19 protein-coding genes are annotated in these 21704 nt (G+C 71.3%); 6 read left to right on the top strand and 13 right to left on the bottom strand.

Annotated features, from left to right (window positions below):
• Positions 1 to 61 precede the first annotated feature (61 nt).
• Entirely contained in the window at positions 62 to 598 is a 537-nt protein-coding gene (locus tag Q0741_RS04260; protein ID WP_298231952.1) for a hypothetical protein, read from the top strand.
• Positions 599 to 686: 88 nt separating this feature from the next.
• Complete coding sequence (locus Q0741_RS04255) at positions 687 to 1250, top strand: hypothetical protein (protein ID WP_298231951.1); 564 nt, start codon at positions 687 to 689, stop codon at positions 1248 to 1250.
• Between the two features lie 37 nt (positions 1251 to 1287).
• On the opposite strand, the gene Q0741_RS04250 is transcribed toward Q0741_RS04255, so the two are convergent.
• The 5 genes from Q0741_RS04250 to Q0741_RS04230 are packed head-to-tail and all read right to left on the bottom strand — an operon-like array spanning position 1288 to position 5991.
• On the bottom strand, positions 1288 to 2088 hold the full coding sequence (locus tag Q0741_RS04250; protein ID WP_298231950.1) for a glycosyltransferase family 2 protein: 801 nt from the start codon (positions 2086 to 2088) through the stop codon (positions 1288 to 1290).
• Positions 2085 to 2834, bottom strand: coding sequence for a 1-acyl-sn-glycerol-3-phosphate acyltransferase (locus Q0741_RS04245; RefSeq protein ID WP_298231949.1), 750 nt, complete (start codon positions 2832 to 2834; stop codon positions 2085 to 2087). The genes Q0741_RS04250 and Q0741_RS04245 overlap by 4 nt, the downstream gene beginning before the upstream one ends.
• A 6-nt stretch (positions 2835 to 2840) precedes the next feature.
• Positions 2841 to 3656, bottom strand: coding sequence for a MipA/OmpV family protein (locus tag Q0741_RS04240; RefSeq protein WP_298231948.1), 816 nt, complete (start codon positions 3654 to 3656; stop codon positions 2841 to 2843).
• Entirely contained in the window at positions 3653 to 4660 is a 1008-nt protein-coding gene (locus Q0741_RS04235; protein ID WP_298231947.1) for a hypothetical protein, read from the bottom strand. Before Q0741_RS04235 ends, Q0741_RS04240 begins: the two co-directional genes overlap by 4 nt.
• Positions 4657 to 5991 carry an NAD(P)/FAD-dependent oxidoreductase gene (locus tag Q0741_RS04230; protein ID WP_298231946.1) on the bottom strand — a complete coding sequence of 445 codons (1335 nt, stop codon included), beginning with the start codon at positions 5989 to 5991 and terminating at the stop codon, positions 4657 to 4659. The genes Q0741_RS04235 and Q0741_RS04230 overlap by 4 nt, the downstream gene beginning before the upstream one ends.
• Positions 5992 to 6180: 189 nt before the next feature.
• On the opposite strand from Q0741_RS04230, the gene Q0741_RS04225 reads away from it, so the two are divergent.
• Positions 6181 to 7833, top strand: coding sequence for an MBL fold metallo-hydrolase (locus Q0741_RS04225; RefSeq protein ID WP_298231945.1), 1653 nt, complete (start codon positions 6181 to 6183; stop codon positions 7831 to 7833).
• 74 nt (positions 7834 to 7907) lie between these two features.
• Positions 7908 to 8360, top strand: a complete 453-nt coding sequence (locus Q0741_RS04220) for a putative zinc-binding protein (RefSeq protein WP_298231944.1) — start codon at positions 7908 to 7910, stop codon at positions 8358 to 8360.
• Between the two features lie 28 nt (positions 8361 to 8388).
• Here Q0741_RS04220 and Q0741_RS04215 read toward each other — a convergent pair whose 3' ends face one another.
• From Q0741_RS04215 to icmF, 4 genes are all read right to left on the bottom strand, one after another.
• Positions 8389 to 10494 carry an ATP-binding protein gene (locus Q0741_RS04215; protein WP_298231943.1) on the bottom strand — a complete coding sequence of 702 codons (2106 nt, stop codon included), beginning with the start codon at positions 10492 to 10494 and terminating at the stop codon, positions 8389 to 8391.
• 172 nt (positions 10495 to 10666) lie between these two features.
• The gene (locus Q0741_RS04210; protein ID WP_298231942.1) at positions 10667 to 11095 is read right to left on the bottom strand and encodes a hypothetical protein; all 429 of its coding nucleotides are present in this window, start codon (positions 11093 to 11095) and stop codon (positions 10667 to 10669) included.
• Positions 11096 to 11270: 175 nt separating this feature from the next.
• On the bottom strand, positions 11271 to 12122 hold the full coding sequence (locus Q0741_RS04205; RefSeq protein ID WP_298231941.1) for a 3-hydroxybutyryl-CoA dehydrogenase: 852 nt from the start codon (positions 12120 to 12122) through the stop codon (positions 11271 to 11273).
• A 36-nt stretch (positions 12123 to 12158) separates the two neighbouring features.
• Positions 12159 to 15458, bottom strand: coding sequence for a fused isobutyryl-CoA mutase/GTPase IcmF (icmF, locus tag Q0741_RS04200; protein ID WP_298231940.1), 3300 nt, complete (start codon positions 15456 to 15458; stop codon positions 12159 to 12161).
• A gap of 173 nt (positions 15459 to 15631) precedes the next feature.
• Between icmF and Q0741_RS04195 the strand changes: the two genes are divergently transcribed.
• Both Q0741_RS04195 and gnd read left to right on the top strand, forming a co-directional pair.
• Entirely contained in the window at positions 15632 to 16702 is a 1071-nt protein-coding gene (locus tag Q0741_RS04195; RefSeq protein WP_298231939.1) for an AraC family transcriptional regulator, read from the top strand.
• An 88-nt stretch (positions 16703 to 16790) separates the two neighbouring features.
• Positions 16791 to 17774 (top strand): phosphogluconate dehydrogenase (NAD(+)-dependent, decarboxylating), encoded by a 984-nt coding sequence (gnd, locus tag Q0741_RS04190; RefSeq protein ID WP_298231938.1) that lies wholly within the window; start codon positions 16791 to 16793, stop codon positions 17772 to 17774.
• Between the two features lie 40 nt (positions 17775 to 17814).
• Here gnd and Q0741_RS04185 read toward each other — a convergent pair whose 3' ends face one another.
• From Q0741_RS04185 to Q0741_RS04170, 4 genes are all read right to left on the bottom strand, one after another.
• Positions 17815 to 18813, bottom strand: coding sequence for a tripartite tricarboxylate transporter substrate binding protein (locus Q0741_RS04185; RefSeq protein ID WP_298231937.1), 999 nt, complete (start codon positions 18811 to 18813; stop codon positions 17815 to 17817).
• A gap of 45 nt (positions 18814 to 18858) precedes the next feature.
• Complete coding sequence (locus Q0741_RS04180) at positions 18859 to 19206, bottom strand: NIPSNAP family protein (protein ID WP_298231936.1); 348 nt, start codon at positions 19204 to 19206, stop codon at positions 18859 to 18861.
• The gene (locus Q0741_RS04175; protein ID WP_298231935.1) at positions 19196 to 20965 is read right to left on the bottom strand and encodes an FAD-dependent oxidoreductase; all 1770 of its coding nucleotides are present in this window, start codon (positions 20963 to 20965) and stop codon (positions 19196 to 19198) included. The genes Q0741_RS04180 and Q0741_RS04175 overlap by 11 nt, the downstream gene beginning before the upstream one ends.
• A gap of 75 nt (positions 20966 to 21040) precedes the next feature.
• Positions 21041 to 21704 (bottom strand): SDR family NAD(P)-dependent oxidoreductase (locus Q0741_RS04170; protein ID WP_298231934.1); only part of this gene is annotated, 664 nt, incomplete at its 5' end.

The following is a 21704-nucleotide window of genomic DNA, read 5'->3' as shown; positions in this document are numbered from 1 at the left end:
GTCGGGGAGCCATCGCTTTCTAGAATCCGCCCCGCTTCCTTTCCTCTCCCGGAGAACGCCCATGAAGAAGGTCCTGAACTGGATGCTGCCCGTGGCAGCCCTGGCGCTGAGCGGTTGCGCGGCCAACGTCGTCAAGAGCGGCAGCAACGACATCCGCGTGCCGCCCGAGGCAGCGAAGAAGATCGTGCTGAGCGTCACCGGCACCCCCACGGTGACCAGCTCGGCCGACTGGGCGCCATTCCGGGGCGAGATGCGCAACGCCTTCGCCAACGAGGCCGAGGCTGCCGGCATCGCGTTCACGATGGGCGACGGCACCGCCAGGCCCACCGGCGAGGCCGGCACGCTGCTGGCGGTGCAGGTCAACGATTACCGCTACCTCAGCAGCGGCCAGCGCTACGGCCTGGGCATCATGACCGGCAACGCCTACGTCAACGCCAATGTGCGCTACCTCGACCTCAAGACCGGCCAGCCCTTCGGCGAACACAGCGTCAACACCAGCTCCAGCGCGTGGGAAGGCGTGTTTTCCGCCATGACCGACAAGCAGCTGCAGGCCATTGCCCGCGACGTGGTGGGAGAGATCCGCAAGCCGCAGCGCTGAGGCGCCCCGCGCGGCCGTTCAGGTGGGACACCCTGGCCCTACCGGCGGCCGCAGCGCCGGAACCCAATCCACAACGAGGGAGTAACCCATGAGCCTTCACCACATCGCCATTGCCCTGGCCGCCCTTGCACCGCTGGCTGCCTCGGCACAGGCCCTGCCGGAGCCCGGCTACCTGTGCTGCAACCTGCGCACCGATGGCAGCTGGATCAGCGACATCAACTATGCCGAGAGCGGCAAGCGCATCATCCCGGCCGGCACGCCGGCCAAGCCCACCGGGTACGGACGCTACCGCGTGTACGTGGAGCTCAACGGCAGCAAGCAGGCCATCGGCAACGACTACAGCCGCGATCTGGACATGGCCGCCTTCGCCAAGCGCTACATCGTGGCCGAGGACCCCAAGCAGGCCATGGCCAAGATGCCGCCCAAGGTGCGCGAGGCCATCGAATCCGCGCGCGTGCGGCCCGGCATGACGCGCGCGCAAGTGCTCATGGCGGTGGGCTACCCCGTCAGCAGCGAGAACCCCAACCTCGACGCCAAGATCTGGCGCTTCTGGCTCTCCAGCTTCGCCGAGTTCCAGGTGGTGTTCGATGGCGACCGCGTGAAGGAGATCGTCACCGACGCGCAGACGCGCAACCTGGTGGTGATGGACTGACCGCCGTCGACCCTGCGCCCTTTCGCGGGTGCAGGGCTCAAGGCTGGAACGGCGGGCGCCGCAGCGCGCGGCGCCACAGCAGCAGGGGCAGCCGCAGCACGAACTCCAGCACCAGCCGCGTGTGCATCCAGGTCAGCAGCACGTTGTCGCGGCCATAGCGGAAGTGCGAGACGCCGCCCTCCTCGGCCTTGAGGTACTTCACCGGCGCGTCGATGTTGATGGGCTTGACGCCGCGCCAGGCCAGGCGCACCACGGCCTCGGTGTCGAAGTCGAAGCGCCGCATCCAGGGCTGGCGCGCCATCACCGCCGCCAGCGCCGCCACCGGGTAGACGCGAAAGCCGTAGAGCGAATCGCCCACCCCGGCGCCCAGCGTCTCCAGGTTGGTCCAGCCGTTGGAGATGCGCCGCCCGCGCACGCGCAGCAAGGGTGCGCTCGCATCGAACACCGGCCGGCCCAGGATCATGGCCTCAGGCCGGCGCATCGAGGCCTGCATGAAGGTCGGGATCAGCGCCGCCGGATGCTGCCCGTCGGCATCCATGGTCAGCGCGTGCGTGAAGCCGGCGGCCTGCGCGGCCCGCAGCCCGTGCAGCACGGCCGAGCCCTTGCCCTGGTTGCGCGGCAGCACCCACACGCGCAGGCCCGCATCCTCCCGCGCCATGCGCAACAACCCCTCGGCGGTGCCGTCGTCGCTGCCGTCCACCACCACCCACACCGGAGACCACGACGCGCGCGCCTCGCGCACCGTCTCGTAGACCTTGGCGCCGGTGTTGTAGCTGGGGATGAGAACGAGGTGCGTGCGCGACGCGCTGGTCGCGGCGGCGGGAACTGCGGCGGTCATGGTTTGTGGGACGCCGGCGGCTTCACGTTCGCGGCGAAATAGTCTTCGAGTCGGCGCAGCAGCGCATCGGCGTCCGGCGAGGGCGCGAAGCGCTCGCCCAGCCGCAGGGTGAACACGATGGGCAGCGGCGGCAGCCGCCAGATCGGCCAGCCCTTGCCGAGGTAGGGCGAGTCGGTGTCGATGAACACCGTCTGGATCGGCGCGTTGGCCAGCTTGGCGATCAGCGTCACGCCGGGCCGAAAGGGGTTGACCGGGTGGCGCGTGGTGCGCGTGCCCTCCGGGAAGATGACGAGTTGGCCACCGGCGCGCAGGTCCTCGACGGCCAGGCGCACCATGCTGCGCGGCGAGTCGTTGCGGATGTAGCGTGCCAGCCGCGCACCGGCGCCCAGGAACAGGTTGCGCATGAGCTGCGCCTTCATGATGCAGGCGCTGCGCGGCAGCCGCGCCACCAGCGCCAGCGCGTCGATCATGCTGGGGTGGTTGGCCACCACGATCAGCCCGGCTTCGTCGCGCAGCGAGTCGAGCACGCGGTTGTCGATGCGCAGCATGCCGCTGCAGCGTGCGATGGCCCAGAACAGCCGGTAGCCGTAGGCGATGCCCGCGCGCCCGACGGCCCGCCCGCGCGGACGCGGCAGCAGCGGGTACAGCAGCATCGCGATCGCGTTCCACGTCAGCGATATCAGCCCCAGCAGCACCAGCTGGGCATGCAGCAGCAGCGTCAGCGGCAGCGCAAGCAACAACTTCATCCAGCCTCAGTCCCTGTCAACCTGTCTGTCCGATGCCGCGAACACCCACGACACCGCCACTCCAACGGACCAATGCTCTCGCTGGCGCACCAGCGGACTGTCCAGGAAACTCGCCCCGCGCAGGCTGTCCCAGCGCAAGAAACCGCCAATCCACCAGTCGTCCACGCGCCGCGACACCGCCCCCAGCAGGTAGCCGCCGGCCGCGCCGCCGCCGGGCCGGTAGGCCGGACGCCCGGGCACGGCCTCCGCGGCGGAGACGCCATAGAACAGCTCGTTGTAGCGCTGGTCCTGTGCGACGGCGGCCGCCGCCAGCCCGACGCGCCAGCCGCGCAGGTCCAGGTCGAGGTTGAGCTGCGGCGTGGCCACCCAGCCCTTGAAGCCGCCGTTGGAGCCCAGGCCCAGCGCGGCGCGCACGGGCAGGCGCAGGTCCAGCTTCCAGTCCTTGCCGCGGCCCACGGTCCAGCTGACGTTGGGGCCGAGCTCGACGATGGGCGGCAGGTCCTCCATGCCGCGGCGCGCCTCGTTGTCCTTGCTGCGCGTGGGTGGGCTGGCCGCCAGGCTGAGGTCGAAGTCCAGCCGGTCGGTCTCCAGCAGCACGGCGCGCGCGCCTTCGCGGTCGGCCTTGAAGATCTCGCCGCGGTACACGACGTAGGGCACCGGCAGCACCCAGGTGTGCGACTGGTCCGAGCCTCGGTAGTGCGGCAGCCGCAGCACCCCGGCGCCCAGGCCCAGTTCCCACAGCGGCTGCGGCTCCGCGTGCGCCAGCGGCGCGGCCAGCACCAGGGGCAACAAGACGGTTGCGGCAATGACGGTCTTCTTCATGCGATGAGTTCTCCCGCGGCGCAGCCATGCGCCTCGATCTCGACCAGCAGATCGGCGCGGCAGACGTCGGCCTGCAGCATCACGGCCGTGCGCACGAAGCGCGCCTGCGCGCCCAGCCGCTGCTGCAGCACGCGGCGCACCACCTCGGCGTGCGCGGCATGGCGCACGTAGACGACGCAGTCGAAGCCCTCCAGGGCGAAGCGCGCGCTGCAGCGCGCCTCGGCCGCAGCCACCACCGCCTGCAGGTTGAGCAGCGTCTCCAGCGTCTGCGCCTCAACGTCGCCCGCATGCAGGCTGAGGTGGCCGGCGATGCTGGCCGTGCCAGAGATCAGCAGCGCCACCCGCCCCGGTTGCGGCACGACCAGCGCCGCGCGCGAGAAGGTCGGGCTGCGCGGGCCGTAGGCCGACGGGTAGTGGTAGGCCGACACCTGGCGCGGGTTCTCCACCGGCACGGCGGCCTGCGTGCCGGCCAGGAAACGCACGCACAGCGGCCCGTCTTGCAGGCCCAGGCAGCTGGCCGCCGGCGCGCCCTCGAAGGCCGGCCGGCCGGCGTCCAGGAAGGCGAGCTGGCGCCCGGCGTTGAAATGGCGGTAGCGCTCCAGGCCGTCCTGCGCCTCGTTGATGCGCGGCACGTAGTTCCACAGCCGCAGCAGCTGGGTGCAGCCGCTGTCTTGCAGCACGGCAAAGATGTCCACATAGGCTTGCCGCACCACGGCCTGCAGTTCGATGCCCTCGGCCGCCTCGCCGATGTCCAGCGCGCCCCAGAGCCAGCGCCCGTCGTGGCGCCAGCGGACCCGCCCGTTGCGGCCGTGCCGCAACGCGCCGGCGCTGCTCCAGGCGTCCACCGCCGGGCCGCCCGACAGCACCGGCGCGGGCACGGCGTCGCCGCCCTCGCCATAGCCCAGGCCACCCAGAAGGTTGTGCGCGCGCCGGTGCCGCCCCCAGGCCTCCAGCGTCAGGCGCTCGACCCGCAGCGGCGCTGCCGCCAGGAGCGAAGCCGTCATGACTGGATGGTCTCGCCCTGCAGCGGCCCCAGGTCGCGGATGTTGCGCCGGCGCATCATCCAGGCGTTGAAGGTGCGCCGGGCATTGCGCAGCGACACCAGGTAGTACAGCGCCTTGAGGATGCGCAGCGAGCGCCAGATCGGCGTGCCGCGGTAGAGGTCGCCGGCCAGCAGCGACAGCAGCGCCTCCTTCACCCGGAACATGTTCTGCGGGTACATGAAGAACTCGCGCATGGTCGGGTTGGTGACGCGGAAGATGAACCAAGAGAACTCGCGCGGCCCCTTGCGCATCATGTCCTCGAAGCGCTGCCGCGCGCGCGCGGCCTCGGCCGGGCGGTCCAGGCAGGTGGCCACGACCTCCGCGCCCTCGAAGGCGCTCTGCATGGCCAGGAACACGCCCGAGGAGAACACCGGGTCGATGAAGGCGAAGGCGTCGCCCAGCAGCAAGTAGCGCTCGCCGGTGCAGTGCGTGGCGCTGTAGGAATAGTTGCCGGTGGCATGCACCATGTCGTCCACCAGTGTCGCGTCCTTCAGCCGCTCGGCGAGCTTGGGGCACAGGGCGATGGTGTCGGCGAAGAATTCCTTGAGCGGCTTGCTGCGCGACTTCAGGTAGTAGGGCCAGCACACCGCGCCGATGCTGGTGGTGCCGTCGGCCAGCGGGATGAACCAGAACCAGCCGTGCGCGAACCAGAAGATGGTGATGTTGCCTTCGAGCTGTCCCGGCAGCCGCTGCGCGTTGCGGAAGTGGCCGAACAGCGCCGAGCTGTTGTGCTTGGGGTTCTTTTCCTTGGCGCGCATCTTGTTGGCCAGGAAGGTGTCGCGGCCCGAGGCGTCGATCACGAAGCGGGCGCGCCAGCGGCGTTGTTCGCCATCGCCCAGTTGCGCGCGCACCGTGGCGCCCTCGGCGTCGAAGTCCACCTCGCGCACGTGGCAGTTCTCCAGCGTGCGCGCGCCCTGCGCCGCGGCGTGGCGGAACAGGATTTCGTCCAGCTCCGAGCGCCGCACCTGCCACGCGTAGGGCAGCGACTTGTCCCAGGCGTCGCCGAACTCCAGGAAGCTGGAGTGATCGTGCTGCGGCGACACGAACTCCACGCCCCACTTGGGCATGCCGATGCGCTCCACCTCCCCTCGCAGCCCCAGCTTCTCGAACAGGGGCACGTTGGCCGGCAGCAGCGACTCGCCGATGTGGAAACGCGGATGCTGGGATTTCTCCAGCATCACGACGTCGCGCCCCTGCTGTGCCAACAGTGTGGCGACCGTGGCGCCGGCCGGGCCGCCGCCGATGACGAGCACGTCGCACTGTTCCGTCACGTGAGCAGAAGAAAGAGTCATGGGAGTGGTCAGCAGGGCGTGTGAACGAGGGCCGGTTCGGGAGGCTGAATGCCACACTCAAGGCGTGGACAAACGAGGCTCGATTGTGCCTTGCGCGCCGCCGCACCGTGCCATATGGCGGGAGGTTGCGGCGCGGCGCACGGGCCATCCCGTGCACCATTCGAAGTCCGCTTTCAGCCGCCCCATTCCATGACGACATCCCTTCGCCCCTCCTCCACCCTCGTCCTCGTCCGCGACACCCCGGGCGGACCCGAAGTCCTGCTTCTGCGCCGCGCCGAGCGCGGCGACCAGAACAGCGGCGCCTGGGTCTTCCCCGGCGGGCTGATCGACGCGGCGGATGCGGCGCTGGCCCCCGTGTGCGCCGGCCTGGACGAAGCCACCGCCAGCACCCGCCTCGGCCTGGGCGAAGGCGGCCTGGCGTGGTACGTGGCTGCCGTGCGCGAAACCTTCGAGGAGGCCGGGCTGCTGCTGGCGCTGGACGCGCGGGGCGAGCCCGTCACCGGCGCCGCGCTGCAGGCCGCCTGGCGCACCCGGCTGCACGGCCGCGAGATCGGGCTGCTGGAGCTGTGCCGCGAGCAGGGTTTCAGGCTGGCGCTGGGCGAGCTGAAGCTCTTCGCGCACATCGTCACGCCGCCGGGTTTGCCCAAGCGCTTCGACACCCGCTTCTTCCTGGCCGCGGTGCCGCCGGCGCAGGAGGCCACGCACGACGGCATCGAGATGACGGCCCATGCCTGGCTCAGCCCGGCCCAGGCGGTGCGGGGCACGCAGGGCGTGCGCGTGGTCGGCCCGGTGCGGCGGCTGCTGCTGGAGCTCTCGCGCTTCGCCTCCGCCAGGGACATGCTGGACTGGGCCGCCAGCCTGGGCGAGGTGCCCTGCATCCGCCCGCAGCGCGCACGCGACCCGGAGGGCCAGCTGATCCCGCTGTTCCCCGAGCACCCGGGCTGGGCCGAGGCCAGGCTGGTGGATCCGTTGGGCCAGGGCATCGCGCGCACCGTGGTCACGCCGGGCGAGCCGATGCGGCTGACCGAGCGGCTGATCCGCCTCACCGCCGCCAATCCCGGCGTGATGACCGGCCCGGGCACCAACAGCTACCTGGTGGGCGCGCTGCGGAGCAACGAGTGGGCCGTGATCGACCCCGGTCCGGCCGATGCGGCGCAGGTGCAGGCGCTGGTGGCGGCGGCGCCCGGGCCGATCCGCTGGATCCTGGCGACGCACACGCACCTGGACCACTCCCCCGGTGCCGCGCTGCTGGCCCAGGCCACCGGCGCGCAGGTGCTGGGCCGGCGCACGCCGCACGCGCAATGGCAGGACGAGTTTTTCAGCCCCGCGCGCGAGCTGAGCGACGGCGAGCGCCTGGCGCTGGACGCGGGCACCACGCTGCGCGTGCTCCACACCCCCGGCCACGCCTCCAACCACCTGTGCTACTTGCTGGAGGAGGAGAGCATCCTGTTCACGGGCGACCACGTCATGCAGGGCTCGACGGTGGTCATCAACCCGCCCGATGGCGACATGGCGGCCTACCTGGCCTCGCTGGCGCGGCTGCGCGACGACCTGCCCGATCTGCAGTGGCTGGCGCCGGGGCACGGCTTCCTGATCGCGCAGCCGCGGCGCGTGTGGGATCTGCTCATCCGCCACCGCCAGCAGCGCGAGGCCAAGCTGCTGGCGGCGCTGACGGGCGAGCCGCAGTCCATGGACGCGCTGCTGGCGCAGGTCTACGACGACGTGCCGCCGATGAAGCACGGCGCGGCGCGGCGCTCGCTGCTGGCGGCGCTATTGAAGCTGCGGGCGGAGGGCAAGGCCGTCGAGCAGGACGAGGCTTGGCGGCGCGACGAGGCAACTTGAGCCGCCTCAAAACCATGACGGGCCCGGGCCGGAACGATGGGTTTTTTCAACACCGTCCAGGCCGCATCCGACCCATGCCCCTCGCCGCCACCCCGCCGGATTCATTACCCCTGGTCTACAGCTGCTCGGGCTGCTCCAGCGCCGCGCAATTCGCCAATGACCTCGCGCTGCGGCTGGACCGCGAAGGGCTGGCGCAAATGTCCTGCATCGCCGGCGTGGGCGGCAACGTGCCGAGCCTGGTGCGGCGCGCGCGCGAGGCCGCCGCGAGCGGGCGGCCCATCCTGGCCATCGACGGCTGCGCGCTGGCCTGCGCCCGCGCCTGCCTGGCGCAGCGCGACGTGCAGCCCACGGTGCACCTGCAACTGGGCAGCGAGGGTGTGAAGAAGCAGTACCACGCCGACTTCGACGCCGCGCAGTTCGAAGAGCTCTATGCCGAAGTCAAGCAGCGTGTGCAGGCGATGGCGGCTCTGGCGCAGCCGGTGGCCGCGGGCTGTGGCGGCGGCGCCTGCCGCTGCGGAGGCGGCTGAGGCGTTCGGCGTCCAGCGGCCCGGGCGGCTACGCCGTGCGGATCAGCCGCAGTCTCTTGCCCGGGGCGCCGGCGGCCTCGGCCTGCTGCAGCAGGCCCATCAGCGCCTGCAGGTCCACCGGCTTGGTCAGGTGCCCGTCGAAGCCGGCGTCGCGCGAGCGCGAGCGGTCCTGGTCCTGGCCCCAGCCGGTGACGGCCACCAGCAGCGGGCACACACCCCCGGGCCGCTGCTCGCGCACCGCGCGCGCCACCTCGTAGCCGTTGCGCCCGGGCATGCCGATGTCCAGCAGCGCCACGTCTGGGCGCCGTTCCTGCAGCAGGCGCAGCGCCTCGTCGCCGTCGGCGGCACTGATCACCTCGAAGCCGTGCAGCGCCAGCAGCGCCGTCAGGCTCTCGCGGGCGTCGGCGTTGTCGTCGGCCACCAGCACGCGCAGCCCACCGGCCACGCGCGGCGGCGGCGGCGCCTCGATACGCGGCTCCGGCCGCAGCCGTCCGCAGGGCAAGCGCAGCGTGAACTCGCTGCCTTGTCCGAGCCCGTCGCTGCGCGCCGTGATGCGCCCGCCATGCAGCTCCGCCAGGCCACGGGACAGCGCCAGGCCGATGCCCAGCCCGCCGGCGCTGCGCTCATCGTGCGCCGCCACCTGCGAGAACATGCCGAACACGGTGGGCAGCACCGCCGGCGCGATGCCGATGCCGTTGTCCGCCACCGACATCACGACTTCACCCTCCTCCACCGTGGCGCGCAGCCGGATGTAGCCGCCCGGGTCGGTGTACTTGGCGGCGTTGGTGAGCAGATTGGAGAGGATCTGCGCCAGCCTCAGCGGGTCGGCCTCGAAGCGCAGCGGTGCCTCCGGCGCCAGCACCTCCAGCCGGTGGTGCTTGGCATCGAGCAGCGGGCGCGCGGCCTCGATGGCGGCGTCCAGCACCGCGCGCAGTTCGGTAGGGCCCTTGCGCAGCGCCAGCTTGCCGCGGGTGACGCGCGACATGTCCAGCAGGTCGTCCAGCAGCAGCGCCATGTGGCCCACCTGGCGGTCGATCACCTCCTGGCTCCAGCGCCGCTGCGCCTCGGTGGCGTTGGGCGCCCGCGACACCATCGCCGCCTGCCGGATCGGCGCCAGCGGGTTGCGCAACTCGTGCGCCAGCGTGGCCAGGAACTCGTCCTTGCGCCGGTCCGACTCGCGCAGCGCCTGCTCCTGGCGCTTGCGCTGCGTGACGTCGGTGAACCACACCGCCACCCCATCGGGCACCGGCGAGGCGATGACGTAGAAGCAGCCCGCGGCCGTGCCCGCCGGCTGCCATTCGAACTCGCGCCCAAGGCCGTGCATGGCCACGGCCAGGAGCTGCTCCAGCGCCGTGTCGTCGCCGCGCAGCGTCGCACGCAGCGGCGTCTGCGCCGGCAGCGGGTGCCCGAACAGCCCGGCCGCCGCGGCGTTGGCATAGGCCCAGCGCAGGTCCGCCACCACGCCCGAAGCCGAACGCACGGGCTCCAGGATGCCGAAGGGCAGCGGCGAGGACGCCAGCACCCCCGCCAGCCGCTCGTCGGCTCGCTGCGCCAGGCGCCGCGAGCGCTCGCGCTCGGCATGCACCGCGGCCTTGCGCGCACAGATGTCGGCCAGCCGCCGCAGCGGCTCGTCGGGCTCGCCGGGCTGGGGCAGGTGCACCGAGATCACGCCCAATACCTGCCCGTCCAGCGCGATCAGCGGCGTGCTGTGCACGGCCCGGAAACCTTCCTCGCGCGCAAGCGCGCGCCAGCTCGCGTAGCCCTCGTCGGTTTCTGTGTCGCGCACCACCACGCGCCGCCCCAGCCGCACCGCCAGCCCGCAGGCGCCGTCGCCCACGCGCACCTCGCTGAACTGCCGCAGCGCCTGCGAGCCGAAGCCCTCGCTGGCGGCGGTCACCAGCCGCTGCGAGGGCGGCTCGTACAGCGACACCAGTCCCTTGGAGCTGCCGTGCAGCCGGCACAGCGTCTGCAGGATCAGGCCCAGTTGCTGTGGCAACGTGCGTACCTCCAGCAGCCGGCTGCTGAGCTCGTGCAGCGCCTGCAGATCGGTCACCTGGCGGTTGAGCTCGGCCCGGGCACGCCGCGAGGCCGCGAAAGGCCAGGACGGCAGCCAGCCGCGAAGAGAAAGAAACATGGATTCCCGTCCTCGAATGGGCATCCAGCCTAGGCGATGGGCACAGCCGCCCTGTAACAACATCAGTGCCCAGCGGGCAACATGCCCAGGCGGATACCCGGGAAAAGCACGGCAGCGCCCTGGTGTGCCCTGTTACGAACCGGGGGCCGCGCCGGGGCGGCAGGCCCCATGCCTATTGCGGCGCCGAGGCGGCCGACGGTGCCGGGGGCGTGGGCTGGTGCTCCGCGTCGCGGGGCGAGGCCGGCGCCTCCTCCACCGTGCGCAGCTCGCGCAGGATGCCGCCGCCGGTGACGCTGCCGCTGCTGGTGCCGCTGCGCATGCGGCGCTCGCACTCGGCGCGGTCGGCGGGCGACAGGGGCTGGCAGCGCAGCAGCGCGTTGTCCGCGTAACGGTCCTCGGGCAGCGCGGGACCGCCGCGCGGGCGGCGCGCCTCCTGGTAGGCCGCGGCGGCCTCGCGCAGGCAGGTCGTGCGGTCCTGGGCCGAGCGCCCGCTAAGGCAGGCGGCGCGCTCGCGCTCGTAGGTGGCCCGGGCGTCGTCGGCGGCCGACACCACGGCCGCGGCACCGATGGAGGCCAGCGTCAGGATCAGGAAGGTCCTCATGGCTTCGTTCTCCCGTTGCGGCGCGTTCTCGCGCCCTGCACGCCGGGATTGAAGCCGCCTTGCCCCCACCGCGTCCACCTTGGGACGGGCGATGGCGTGGCAAAAAAGTCGTTCGTGAGCTACAGCATGTAGGCGGGCCCGCGAAGCCTCGACGGCCCGGGCCCGCCACGGGGCATCAACCGTAGTTGTAGAACCCGCGCCCCGTCTTGCGGCCCAGGCGGCCGGCCTGGACCATCTCGCGCAGCAGCGGCGCGGGGCGGTACTTCGGGTCGCCGAAGCCCTCGTGGAACACCTCCATGATGCTGAGCATGGTGTCCAGCCCGATCAGGTCCGCCAGCGCCAGCGGGCCGATGGGATGGTTGCAGCCCAGCTTCATGCCCGCGTCGATGTCCTCGGCCGTGGCCAGTCCCTCCTGCAGCACGAAGATGGCCTCGTTGATCATCGGGCACAGGATGCGGTTGACCACGAAACCGGGGCTGTTCTTCACCGTCACCGGCGTCTTGCCCACGGCCTTCGCGAACTCCACCGCCAGCGCGTGCGTCTCGTCGGAGGTCTGCAGGCCGCGGATCAGCTCCAGCAGCCCCATCAGCGGCACCGGGTTGAAGAAGTGCATGCCGATGCAGCGCTCGGGCTTGTCCAGCACCGCGGCGAGCTGCGTGATGGAGATGGAGGACGTGTTCGAGGCGATCACGGCCTCGGGTCCGACGATGCCCTCGACCTGGCGCAGGATGCGCAGCTTCAGCTCGGGGTTCTCGGTGGCGGCCTCGATGACGATCTGCGCGTCCTTGAGCGCGGCGTAGTCGGTGCCGCCCTGCACGCGGGCCAGGGCTTCATCCTTCTGCGCGGCCGTGAGCTTTTCCTTCTTGACCAGGCGATCCAGGCTGCCGGCGAGCGTCTTCACGCCGCGCTGCACCGCCTCGTCCGAGATGTCCACCATCACCACCTGCAGCCCGGCCACGGCGCACACCTGCGCGATGCCGTTGCCCATGGTGCCCGCGCCAATGACGCCGATGCGCTCGATCTTCATGCCTACCCTTCCGTTCACTCGGTAAAAACCCGCAGATTACATGCTGCGGCGGTACTGCCCGCCGACCTCGAACAGCGCGTGCGTGATCTGGCCCAGCGAGCACACGCGCACCGCGTCCATCAGCACGTCGAACACGTTGCCGCCGGCAATCACCGCCTCCTGCAGCCGCTGGAGCATCGCCGGCGCCTCGGCCGCGTGGCGGGCGTGGAAGTCGGCCAGGCGGCTGAGCTGCGACTGCTTCTCCTCCTCGGTGGAGCGGGCCAGCTCGATGTGGTCCGGCACCGGGTCGCCGTGCGGATTGCGGAAGGTGTTGACGCCGATGATCGGATGCTCGCCCGTGTGCTTGAGCATCTCGTAGTGCATGCTTTCTTCCTGGATCTTGCTGCGCTGGTAGCCCGTCTCCATCGCCCCCAGCACGCCGCCGCGCTCGGAGATGCGCTCGAATTCGGCCAGCACCGCCTCCTCCACCAGCTCCGTCAACTCCTCGATCACGAAGGCGCCCTGGTTGGGGTTCTCGCACTTCGCCAGGCCCCACTCGCGGTTGATGATGAGCTGGATCGCCATCGCGCGGCGCACGCTCTCCTCGGTGGGCGTGGTGATGGCCTCGTCGTAGGCGTTGGTGTGCAGCGAGTTGCAGTTGTCGTAGATCGCGATCAGCGCCTGCAGCGTGGTGCGGATGTCGTTGAACGCGATCTCCTGCGCGTGCAGGCTGCGCCCGCTGGTCTGCACGTGGTACTTGAGCTTCTGGCTGCGTTCGTTGGCGCCGTAGCGGTCGCGCATGGCCACGGCCCAGATGCGCCGCGCCACGCGGCCCAGCACGGTGTACTCCGGGTCCATGCCGTTGCTGAAGAAGAAGCTCAGGTTGGGTGCGAAGTCGTCGATGTGCATGCCGCGCGCCAGGTACGCTTCCACGAAGGTGAAGCCGTTGGACAGCGTGAAGGCGAGCTGGCTGATGGGGTTCGCGCCGGCCTCGGCGATGTGGTAGCCCGAGATCGATACCGAGTAGAAGTTGCGCACCTGGTGGTGCACGAAGTACGAGGCGATGTCGCCCATGACCTTGAGGCTGAACTCGGTGGAGAAGATGCAGGTGTTCTGCCCCTGGTCCTCCTTGAGGATGTCGGCCTGCACCGTGCCGCGCACGTTGGCCAGTGCCCATTCACGGATTTTCCGGAGCTCGTCGTCGGTCGCGTCGCGGCCGTTGTCCGCCGCGAACTTGTCGATCTGCTGGTCGATGGCCGTGTTCATGAACATGGCCAGGATCGTCGGCGCCGGGCCGTTGATGGTCATCGACACCGAGGTGCTCGGGTTGCACAGGTCGAAGCCCGAGTACAGCACCTTCATGTCCTCCAGCGTCGCGATCGAGACACCGGAGTTGCCCACCTTGCCGTAGATGTCGGGACGAAGATCCGGGTCGTTGCCGTACAGCGTGACCGAGTCGAAAGCCGTGGACAGGCGCTTGGCGGGCATGCCCTCGGAGACCAGCTTGAAGCGGCGGTTGGTGCGGAAGGCATCGCCCTCGCCGGCGAACATGCGCGTCGGATCCTCCCCCTCGCGCTTGAAGGCGAAGGTGCCCGCGGTGTAGGGGAAGCTGCCGGGCACGTTCTCCAGCATCAGCCACTTGAGCTGCTCGCCATGGTCCTCGTAGCGCGGCAGCGCCACCTTGCGGATCTTGCTGCCCGACAGCGACGTGTGCGTGAGTTGGGTCCGGATTTCCTTGTCGCGGATCTTCACCACGTACTCGTCGCCGGCGTAGGCGCGCTGCAAGTCGGGCCACTGCGCCAGGAGCTTGCGGGCCTGGCGGCCCATGCGCGACTCGCGATCCTGCAGCAGCCGCTGCAGCGATGCGTCAACGACGCCAGCGTCCACATCCGCGCACTCGGTGGCCAGCATGCGCAGCGACGAGCTCAGCTGCTGGGCCTCGCGCGCGATGTGAGCCTGCTGCAGCGCGTGGCGCTTGTAGCTGCGCACTGCCTCGGCGATGTCGGCCAGGTAGCGCATGCGCGTGCCCGGCACGATGGGCACCTGCTGGGTGCTGTGGCGCGTGTCCACGCGCGGCAGCCGGCCATCGCCGAGCTGCAGACCTAGCTCAGAGAGGCGGGCCTTGAGTCCCTGGTACAGCGCCGTGACGCCATCGTCGTTGAAGCGGCTGGCCATGGTGCCGTACACCGGCATTTCTTCAGGCCGCTTGCCGAAGGCTTGGCGGTTGCGCTGCACCTGCTTGGCCACGTCGCGCAGTGCGTCCTGCGCGCCCTTGCGGTCGAACTTGTTGATGGCCACGAACTCGGCGAAGTCGAGCATGTCGATCTTCTCCAGCTGGCTGGCCGCACCGAACTCGGGCGTCATCACGTACATCGGCACGTCCACCATCGGCACGATGGCGGCGTCGCCCTGGCCGATGCCCGAGGTCTCGACGATCACCAGGTCGAAGCCGGCGCACTTGCAGGCGGCGATGACGTCGGGCAGCGCGGCGCTGATCTCGCTGCCGGCCTGTCGCGTGGCGAGGCTGCGCATGAAGACGCGAGAACCCTGCTGCCACGGCCCGATGGCGTTCATGCGGATGCGGTCGCCCAGCAGCGCGCCGCCGCTCTTGCGCCGCGAGGGGTCGATGGAGACGACGGCGATGCGCAGGCTGTCGTCCTGGTCCAGGCGCAGCCGGCGGATGAGCTCGTCGGTGAGGCTGCTCTTGCCCGCGCCGCCGGTGCCGGTGATGCCCAGCACCGGCACGCGCAGCTGGGCCGCGCCCTCGTGCAGCGCCTTCACCAGGCCCGCGTCCGCGGCGCCGTTCTCCAGCGCGGTGATCAGCCGCGACAGCGCGCGCCAGGCGGCATCGCCGTGGCCCTGCAGCGCCGACACCTCGGTGGGCGCGCCCTGGGTCAGGTCGCGGTCGCAGCGCATCAGCATCTCGCCGATCATTCCCTGCAGCCCCATGCGCTGGCCGTCCTCGGGGCTGAAGATGCGCGCCACGCCGGCGTCCTGCAGCTCGCGGATCTCGGCCGGCACGATCACGCCGCCGCCGCCGCCGAAGACCTGGATCTGCTCCCCGCCGCGCGCGCGCAGCAGCTCCACCATGTACTTGAAGAACTCCACGTGCCCGCCCTGGTAGGAGCTCACGGCGATGCCGTGCGCGTCCTCCTGCAGCGCGGCGGTCACGACCTCGTCCACCGAGCGGTTGTGGCCGAGGTGGATCACCTCCGCGCCCATGCCCATGAGGATGCGCCGCATGATGTTGATCGACGCGTCATGCCCGTCGAAGAGCGCGGCGGCGGTGACGAAGCGCAGCCGGTGCACCGGGCGGTACTCGGCAAGCGACTTGAATTCGGCGGACAGATCGGTCATGGCGCGTCTCCAGGCAAGGCTCTTGTAGCCCGCGACGATAGGCCCACGAGCGCGCTTGCGCGATGGTGCGAGCCATCAACCGTGTTGGCAGTTTTTGCCAGTTTCAAGCCTTAGACTTCCAGCCGCCCGCCGCACGATGAACGTGCACCCGCAGTGGCGAGCCGTCTGAGACCATGCATCCCGCCCCCGTTTCCCTGGAAGAAAAGGACACCGTTTCCATCGCCTTCGTGCTGGCCGCCGTGGCGCGGCTGGACGGCGCGGCGCGCGCGCGCGTGCTGCAGGCGGTGGGCATCCCGGCCGAGCTGCTGCGCGGGCCGCAGTCGCGCGTCACGGCCGACGCCTTCGCCGCGCTGTGGCTGGCGGTGGCGGCGGAGATGGACGACGAGTTCTTCGGGCTGGACACGCGCCGCATGAAGCCCGGCAGCTTCAAGTTGCTGTGCCGCTCGCTGCTGCCGGCGGCGGACCTGGGGCAGGCGCTGCGCCGGGTGCTGCGCGGCTTCGGGTGCCTGCTCGACGACATCGGCGCCGAGCTGTCGGTGTGCGGCGGCGAGGCGCGGATCGTCGTGAGCCATCGCATCCAGGACGAGGACACGCGGCGCTTCGCCGTCGAGACTTTCCTGGTGCTGGTGCACGGCCTGATGTGCTGGCTGGCCGGGCGGCGCATCCCGCTGCGCTGGGCGCGCTTCGCCTACCCGCGCCCGGCGCACGCGCGCGAGTACGCGCTGATGTACTCGCCGCAGCTGGAGTTCGACGCGCCAGACACGGCGGTGGCCTTCGACGCCGCGCTGCTGGGCGCCCCGGTGGTGCAGGACGAGCGCGGCTTGAAACTCTTCCTGGCCGCCGCCCCGCGCTCGGTGTTCCTGAAATACCGCAACGAGGAAGGGACGGCCGCGCGCGTGCGCCGCCGGCTGAAACCCTGCGTCGAGGCCGGCGCCGAGTGGCCGCGGCTGGAGACGGTGGCGGCCGAGCTGCACCAGAGCGCCAACACGCTGCGCCGGCGCCTGGCGGCCGAGGGCGCGAGCTACCAGGGCCTGAAGGACGCGCTGCGCCGCGACGCCGCCATCCACCTGCTCACCGGCACGCGGCTGAGCGTGGAGGCCATCGCCGCGCGGCTGGGCTACGAGGACGCCAGCGCCTTCCACCGCGCGTTCCGCAAGTGGCTCGGCATGCAGCCCGGCGAGTACCGGGCGCGGGCCGCGCCACAGGGCGCGGCCCTGCCGGCCCAGCCGCGGCTTTCACCCTGACGCCAAGTCCAGATGTAACCACCCGGTACACTGCCGGTCATTTTGGACAGCGCTGTCCACACGGGACGGCGCAAGCAGGATGACCGTGATGCAACTCGGGATGGTGGGATTGGGCCGCATGGGCGGCAACCTCGTGCGGCGGCTGATGCGCGCCGGGCACGAGTGCGTGGTGTTCGATACCGATGCCGGCACCGTGGAGAAGCTGGCCGGCGACGGCGCCGTGCCCGCGGCGGACCTGGACGCGCTGGTGGCGCAGCTGCGGGCGCCGCGCGCGGTATGGGTGATGCTGCCGCACGGGCGCGTCACCGAGGAGACCATCGCCGCGCTGGCCGGGCGGCTGTCGCCGGGCGACGTGATCATCGACGGCGGCAACACCCATTTCCACGACGACGTGCGCCGCGCCGCCGAACTGCGCGCCAAGGGCCTGCACTACCTGGACGTCGGCACCAGCGGCGGCGTCTGGGGCCTGGAGCGCGGCTACTGCCTGATGATCGGCGGCGAGGCCGAGGTGGTGCAGCGCCTGGCGCCGATCTTCGAGACCCTGGCCCCGGGCGTGGGCGGCATCGAGCGCACGCCCGCGCGCACCGGATCGTCCGAGACGGGCACCGCCGAGCGCGGCTGGCTGCACTGCGGCCCGGCCGGCGCGGGGCACTTCGTCAAGATGATCCACAACGGCATCGAGTACGGAATGATGCAGGCCATGGCGGAAGGCTTCGACATCATGCGCAGCGCCAGCAAGCCGCAGGTGCCCGCCGAGCGCCGCTACGAGCTGCCGGTGGCCGACATCGCCGAGCTCTGGCGCCGCGGCAGCGTGGTGTCGAGCTGGTTGCTGGACCTGGCCGCCGACGCGCTGGCCGAGAACGAGAGCCTGTCCAACTTCTCCGGCGTGGTGCAGGACTCCGGCGAGGGCCGCTGGACGGTGGAGACCGCCATCGAGGAGGCCGTGCCCGCCGAGGTGCTCACCGCCGCGCTCTACACGCGCTTCCGCTCGCGCCAGGACCACACCTACGCCGAGAAGATGCTCTCGGCGCTGCGCTTCAAGTTCGGCGGACACGTCGAGGTCAAGAAGTAAGAGCGCAAGCCGGGCAAGCCACCGGTTGCGGCCGCATCCTTTAGTCGATGGCGATGCGCCGGTCCCGGATCAGCGCCGACAGCAGCCGCCCCTCGTCGGCAATCGTCTTGCGGAAAGCCGCGCCGCCCTGCGCCACCGGTTCCGCCCCCAGCTCCGCGAAGCGCTGCTTCACCTCCGGCTGTGCCACCGCGCGGGCGATCTCCTGGCCCAGCCGCGCCACCACCTCCGCCGGCGTGGCCGCGGGTGCGAACACCCCGAACCAGTTGCCCAGCTCCACGCCCTTGACGCCCGCCTCGGCCAGCGTGGGCGCGTCCGGGAAGAAGGGCGAGCGCCGCGTGCCGCTCACCGCCAGCAGCTTCGCCCGGCCCTCGCGCAGGTGGCTGAAGCCGGTGGCGGGGTCGAAGTAGTAGTCGATCTGCCCGGCCAGCAGGTCCTGCAGCGCCGGCGCCGCGCCGCGGTAGGGCACGTGCACGGCGTCCACGCCGGCCTGCTGCTTGAACAGCTCGGCCACCAGGTGCATCTGCGTGCCCGGGCCGCCGGAGCCGTAGCTCAGCTTGCCGGGCTGGGCCTTGGCCAGCTGCACCAGCTCGGCCACGTTCTTCACCGGCAGGTCCTTGCGCGCCACCAGGTACAGCTGCGCGTAGCCGAGGCTGGCCACGGGCTGCAGGTCGCGTTCCGGATTCAGCGCCGGCTTGAACAGGTGCGGGTTGGCCGTCTGCACCGAGATCGGCGCCACCATCAGCGTGTAGCCGTCGGCCGGCGCCTTGCCCACCTCGCTCACCGCCAGGTTGCCGCTGGCGCCGGGCTTGTTGTCCACGATCACGGGCTGGCCCAGCGCCTTCTGCAGCGGGGCCGCCACCACCCGCGCCATCACGTCCGTGGTGCCGCCGGGCGGGAAGCCCACCACCAGCCGGATCGGTTTGGAAGGCCAGGCGGTCTGCGCCAGGACCGGTGCGGTCGCGCCCAGGGCGCTCAGGGTGCACAGCGCGGCGGCCTGCACGAGGCGGCGGCGCGAGAGGGTGTGTTGGATCGTCTTCATGGCTTGTCTCCTTTGGTGTGATGTCTTTCGTTCGTCGTCGCCGCTTCAGCCCTGCTGGCGCAGGCTGGGCAACTCCACCCGGCGGATGAGCCGGTTCTCCTGCGCCACGATCAGATGCTCCGAGGCCTGCAGGTAGGCCGGGAAGTCCGGGTGGCGGTCGCGCAGCGCGCTGCGGCGCTCGTACTCGGCCAGGCTCTCGTAGGCCCACAGGTGCACGAACTGGTTCAGCGGGCCCACCTGGCTGACGTGGAAGCCGACGGGGTGGCCCAGCGTTTCCATCAGCACCGGCATCGCCAGCCGGTCGAAGACCTCGATGAACTCGTTCATGCGCCGCAGCGCGATGGTGTAGACGCGGTGGTCCACGAGCGGGAAGCGCGCGAGATCAGGCGGCATGGCGCAGCTCCTTCGCGTCCCGCGGCGCCGGGGCCGGCGGCTGCACCAGCGAAGCCTCGACGCCGGCGATGTGCCGCGCCGTGAGGTAGCCGAAGGTCATGATCGGCCCCAGCGTGATGCCGGCGCCCGGGTAGTTGCCGCCCATGACGCTGGCGCGGTCGTTGCCCACGGCATACAGGCCCTCGATGGCGCCGCCCTGCCCGTCCAGCACCCGGCCCGCCACGTCGGTGCGGATGCCGTCGAAGGTGCCCAGGTCGCCCATCACCACCTTGAGCGCGTAGTACGGCCCCTCGCCCACCGGCGCCACGCAGGGGTTGGGCTGCCGCGCCGGGTCCGCCAGGTAGCGGTTGAAGGCAGTACTGCCGCGGCCGAACTGCGCGTCCACGCCGCGCGCGGCGCCCTGGTTGTATTCGCGCACCGTGCGCTCCAGCCCCGCGGCGTCGATGCCGGCGCGCTGCGCCAGCTCCGCCAGGCTGCGGCCCTTCACCAGGTAGCCGTTGCGCAGGAAACGCCCCAGGGGCATGGGCGCGGGCTTCACGTAGCCCAGGCCGTACTTGCGCAGCGTGGCGTGGTCGCACACCAGCCACATCGCGGTCTCGCGCTCGTTCCGGCAAGCCTCGACCATTGCCGCGCCCACGTCGTGGTAGCTCTCGGACTCGTTGCAGAAGCGCTGGCCCTGGCGCGTGACGCCGATGATCCCGGGCTTGTAGCGGTCCAGCAGGTGCGGGAACACGCCCACGCGGCCCTGGCCCAGCGGCACCTTGGACACCGGCATCCACGCCGCCGGCTGCGGGTAGCGGATGGGCACCGTGCCGCCCGCCTGCTCCGCCATGCGTGCGCCGTCGCCGGTGTTGCCCTGGGGCACGGGCGAGAGATGCTCGCCGCCGCGGCGCAGGTGCGCATAGGCCGTCCGGATCCGCTCCACGTCATGCGAGAAACCGCCGCTGGCCAGTACCACGCCGCGGCGGGCGCGGACCTCCATCTCGCCGTCCGGGCCCAACACGCGCGCCCCCACCACGCGGCCGCCTTCGAGCAGCAGCTCGCGCGCCGGCGTGCCGGTGTGGATGGGAATACCCAGGTCCAGCGCGCTTTTCGCCAGCCGCGCCGCCAGCGCGTTGCCGCTGGTGACGTTGACGCCGCGCCGGTACAGCGCCAGCTCCTTCAGGTGCTTGGCCAGGCGCCGCACCACGTAGACGAAGGACGCCAGCGACTTCGTGGCGTTGAAGAAGTGCTTCAGGTCGGCGTTGGAGCTGTTGAACATCATCCCGATGAAGGTGATGGTCCGCAGCGGCGGGCGCAGCCGCGCCATGTCGGCGCCCAGGCCGCGGATGTCGTAGGGCGCGGCCAGGATGGAGCGGCCCACGTCCACGCCGCCCGGCACGGTGGGGTGGTAGTCGGGGTAGAGCGTGGGCACGAATTTCACGGCCGTCTCGCGCTCGAAGAACTCGACCATCTCCGGCCCCCGGTCCAGGAAGGCGTCCACGGCCGCCGCGTCGAAGAAGGCGCCGGTCTCGTGGCGCAGGTACTCGCGCGCGGCCTCGCGGCTGTCGCGCACGCCTGCGGCCTTGTGCGGGTTGCCGGGAATCCACAGCACGCCGCCGGAGAAGGCGGTGGTGCCGCCGAAGACGGTGTCCTTCTCGACCACGACCACGTCGAGGCCGAGTTTTTTCGCCGTGACGGCGGTGGACAGGCCGCCGGCCCCGGAGCCGATGACGAGCAGGTCGCAGTGCGAGGTACGGGATGGATTGGTGGCGCCCATGCGGCAGCCCTCCTGGTTGAGGAGATAGACGAAAGTCGGGAAGAAACCGGCCCGCGCGGCGGCGCCGGGACGGGATCAGGCGGTGGTGGCGTTGAAGCCGGGGCGCGGCACGAGGTCCATCAACATGGTGTCCATGCCGCCGTCCACGACCAGCTCGGCACCGTTGAGGTAGGCGCTGCGCACGCTGGCGAGGAACAGCGCGGCGTTGGCGATGTCGATGGGCTCGCCCACGCGGCGGCTGGCGGTGACGGCGGCGCGCCTGGCCTCGAAACCCGGCTCCTCGTAGAACTTGGCCGACAGCGGGGTGCGGATCATGCCGGGACAGAGGGCGTTGCTGCGCAGGCCCAGCGGGCCCCACTCCGCCGCGAGCTGGCGCGACAGCAGCAGCACGCCGGCCTTGCTCGGGCTGTAGGCGCCGCTGCGCGTCTGCGGGTGCAGCGCGGCGATGGAGGCGACGTTGACGATGCTGCCCTGCCCCGCGGCCAGCAGCTGCGGCTGGAAGGCGCGGGCGCACAGCAGCGCGCCGGTGAGGTTCACGGCCAGCACCGCGTTCCAGTCCTCCACGCTCACGCTGTCCAGCGCGCCGGCCTTGAGCATCCCGGCGTTGTTGACCAGCACGCCGCAGTCGCCCAGCGCCCGGCGCACCCGCTGCGCGGCCTCGCGCACGCCGGCCTCGCGGCCGACGTCGCATTCCACGGCCACGGCGGTGCCGCCGGCGGCGGCGATGTCGCGGGCCACC

Source organism: uncultured Azohydromonas sp., assembly GCF_937926365.1.
Taxonomy (GTDB): Bacteria; Pseudomonadota; Gammaproteobacteria; order Burkholderiales; family Burkholderiaceae_C; genus Azohydromonas.
This window is presented reverse-complemented; position numbering and strand designations above follow the sequence as displayed.

Bases quoted from the DNA above. Each gene is read 5' to 3' on its own strand.
- Q0741_RS04260 (WP_298231952.1), top strand. From the start codon at position 62: ATGAAGAAGGTCCTGAACTGGATGCTGCCCGTGGCAGCCCTGGCGCTG.
- Q0741_RS04255 (WP_298231951.1), top strand. From the start codon at position 687: ATGAGCCTTCACCACATCGCCATTGCCCTGGCCGCCCTTGCACCGCTG.
- Q0741_RS04250 (WP_298231950.1), bottom strand. From the start codon at position 2,088: ATGACCGCCGCAGTTCCCGCCGCCGCGACCAGCGCGTCGCGCACGCAC.
- Q0741_RS04245 (WP_298231949.1), bottom strand. From the start codon at position 2,834: ATGAAGTTGTTGCTTGCGCTGCCGCTGACGCTGCTGCTGCATGCCCAG.
- Q0741_RS04240 (WP_298231948.1), bottom strand. From the start codon at position 3,656: ATGAAGAAGACCGTCATTGCCGCAACCGTCTTGTTGCCCCTGGTGCTG.
- Q0741_RS04235 (WP_298231947.1), bottom strand. From the start codon at position 4,660: ATGACGGCTTCGCTCCTGGCGGCAGCGCCGCTGCGGGTCGAGCGCCTG.
- Q0741_RS04230 (WP_298231946.1), bottom strand. From the start codon at position 5,991: ATGACTCTTTCTTCTGCTCACGTGACGGAACAGTGCGACGTGCTCGTC.
- Q0741_RS04225 (WP_298231945.1), top strand. From the start codon at position 6,181: ATGACGACATCCCTTCGCCCCTCCTCCACCCTCGTCCTCGTCCGCGAC.
- Q0741_RS04220 (WP_298231944.1), top strand. From the start codon at position 7,908: ATGCCCCTCGCCGCCACCCCGCCGGATTCATTACCCCTGGTCTACAGC.
- Q0741_RS04215 (WP_298231943.1), bottom strand. From the start codon at position 10,494: ATGTTTCTTTCTCTTCGCGGCTGGCTGCCGTCCTGGCCTTTCGCGGCC.
- Q0741_RS04210 (WP_298231942.1), bottom strand. From the start codon at position 11,095: ATGAGGACCTTCCTGATCCTGACGCTGGCCTCCATCGGTGCCGCGGCC.
- Q0741_RS04205 (WP_298231941.1), bottom strand. From the start codon at position 12,122: ATGAAGATCGAGCGCATCGGCGTCATTGGCGCGGGCACCATGGGCAAC.
- icmF (WP_298231940.1), bottom strand. From the start codon at position 15,458: ATGACCGATCTGTCCGCCGAATTCAAGTCGCTTGCCGAGTACCGCCCG.
- Q0741_RS04195 (WP_298231939.1), top strand. From the start codon at position 15,632: ATGCATCCCGCCCCCGTTTCCCTGGAAGAAAAGGACACCGTTTCCATC.
- gnd (WP_298231938.1), top strand. From the start codon at position 16,791: ATGCAACTCGGGATGGTGGGATTGGGCCGCATGGGCGGCAACCTCGTG.
- Q0741_RS04185 (WP_298231937.1), bottom strand. From the start codon at position 18,813: ATGAAGACGATCCAACACACCCTCTCGCGCCGCCGCCTCGTGCAGGCC.
- Q0741_RS04180 (WP_298231936.1), bottom strand. From the start codon at position 19,206: ATGCCGCCTGATCTCGCGCGCTTCCCGCTCGTGGACCACCGCGTCTAC.
- Q0741_RS04175 (WP_298231935.1), bottom strand. From the start codon at position 20,965: ATGGGCGCCACCAATCCATCCCGTACCTCGCACTGCGACCTGCTCGTC.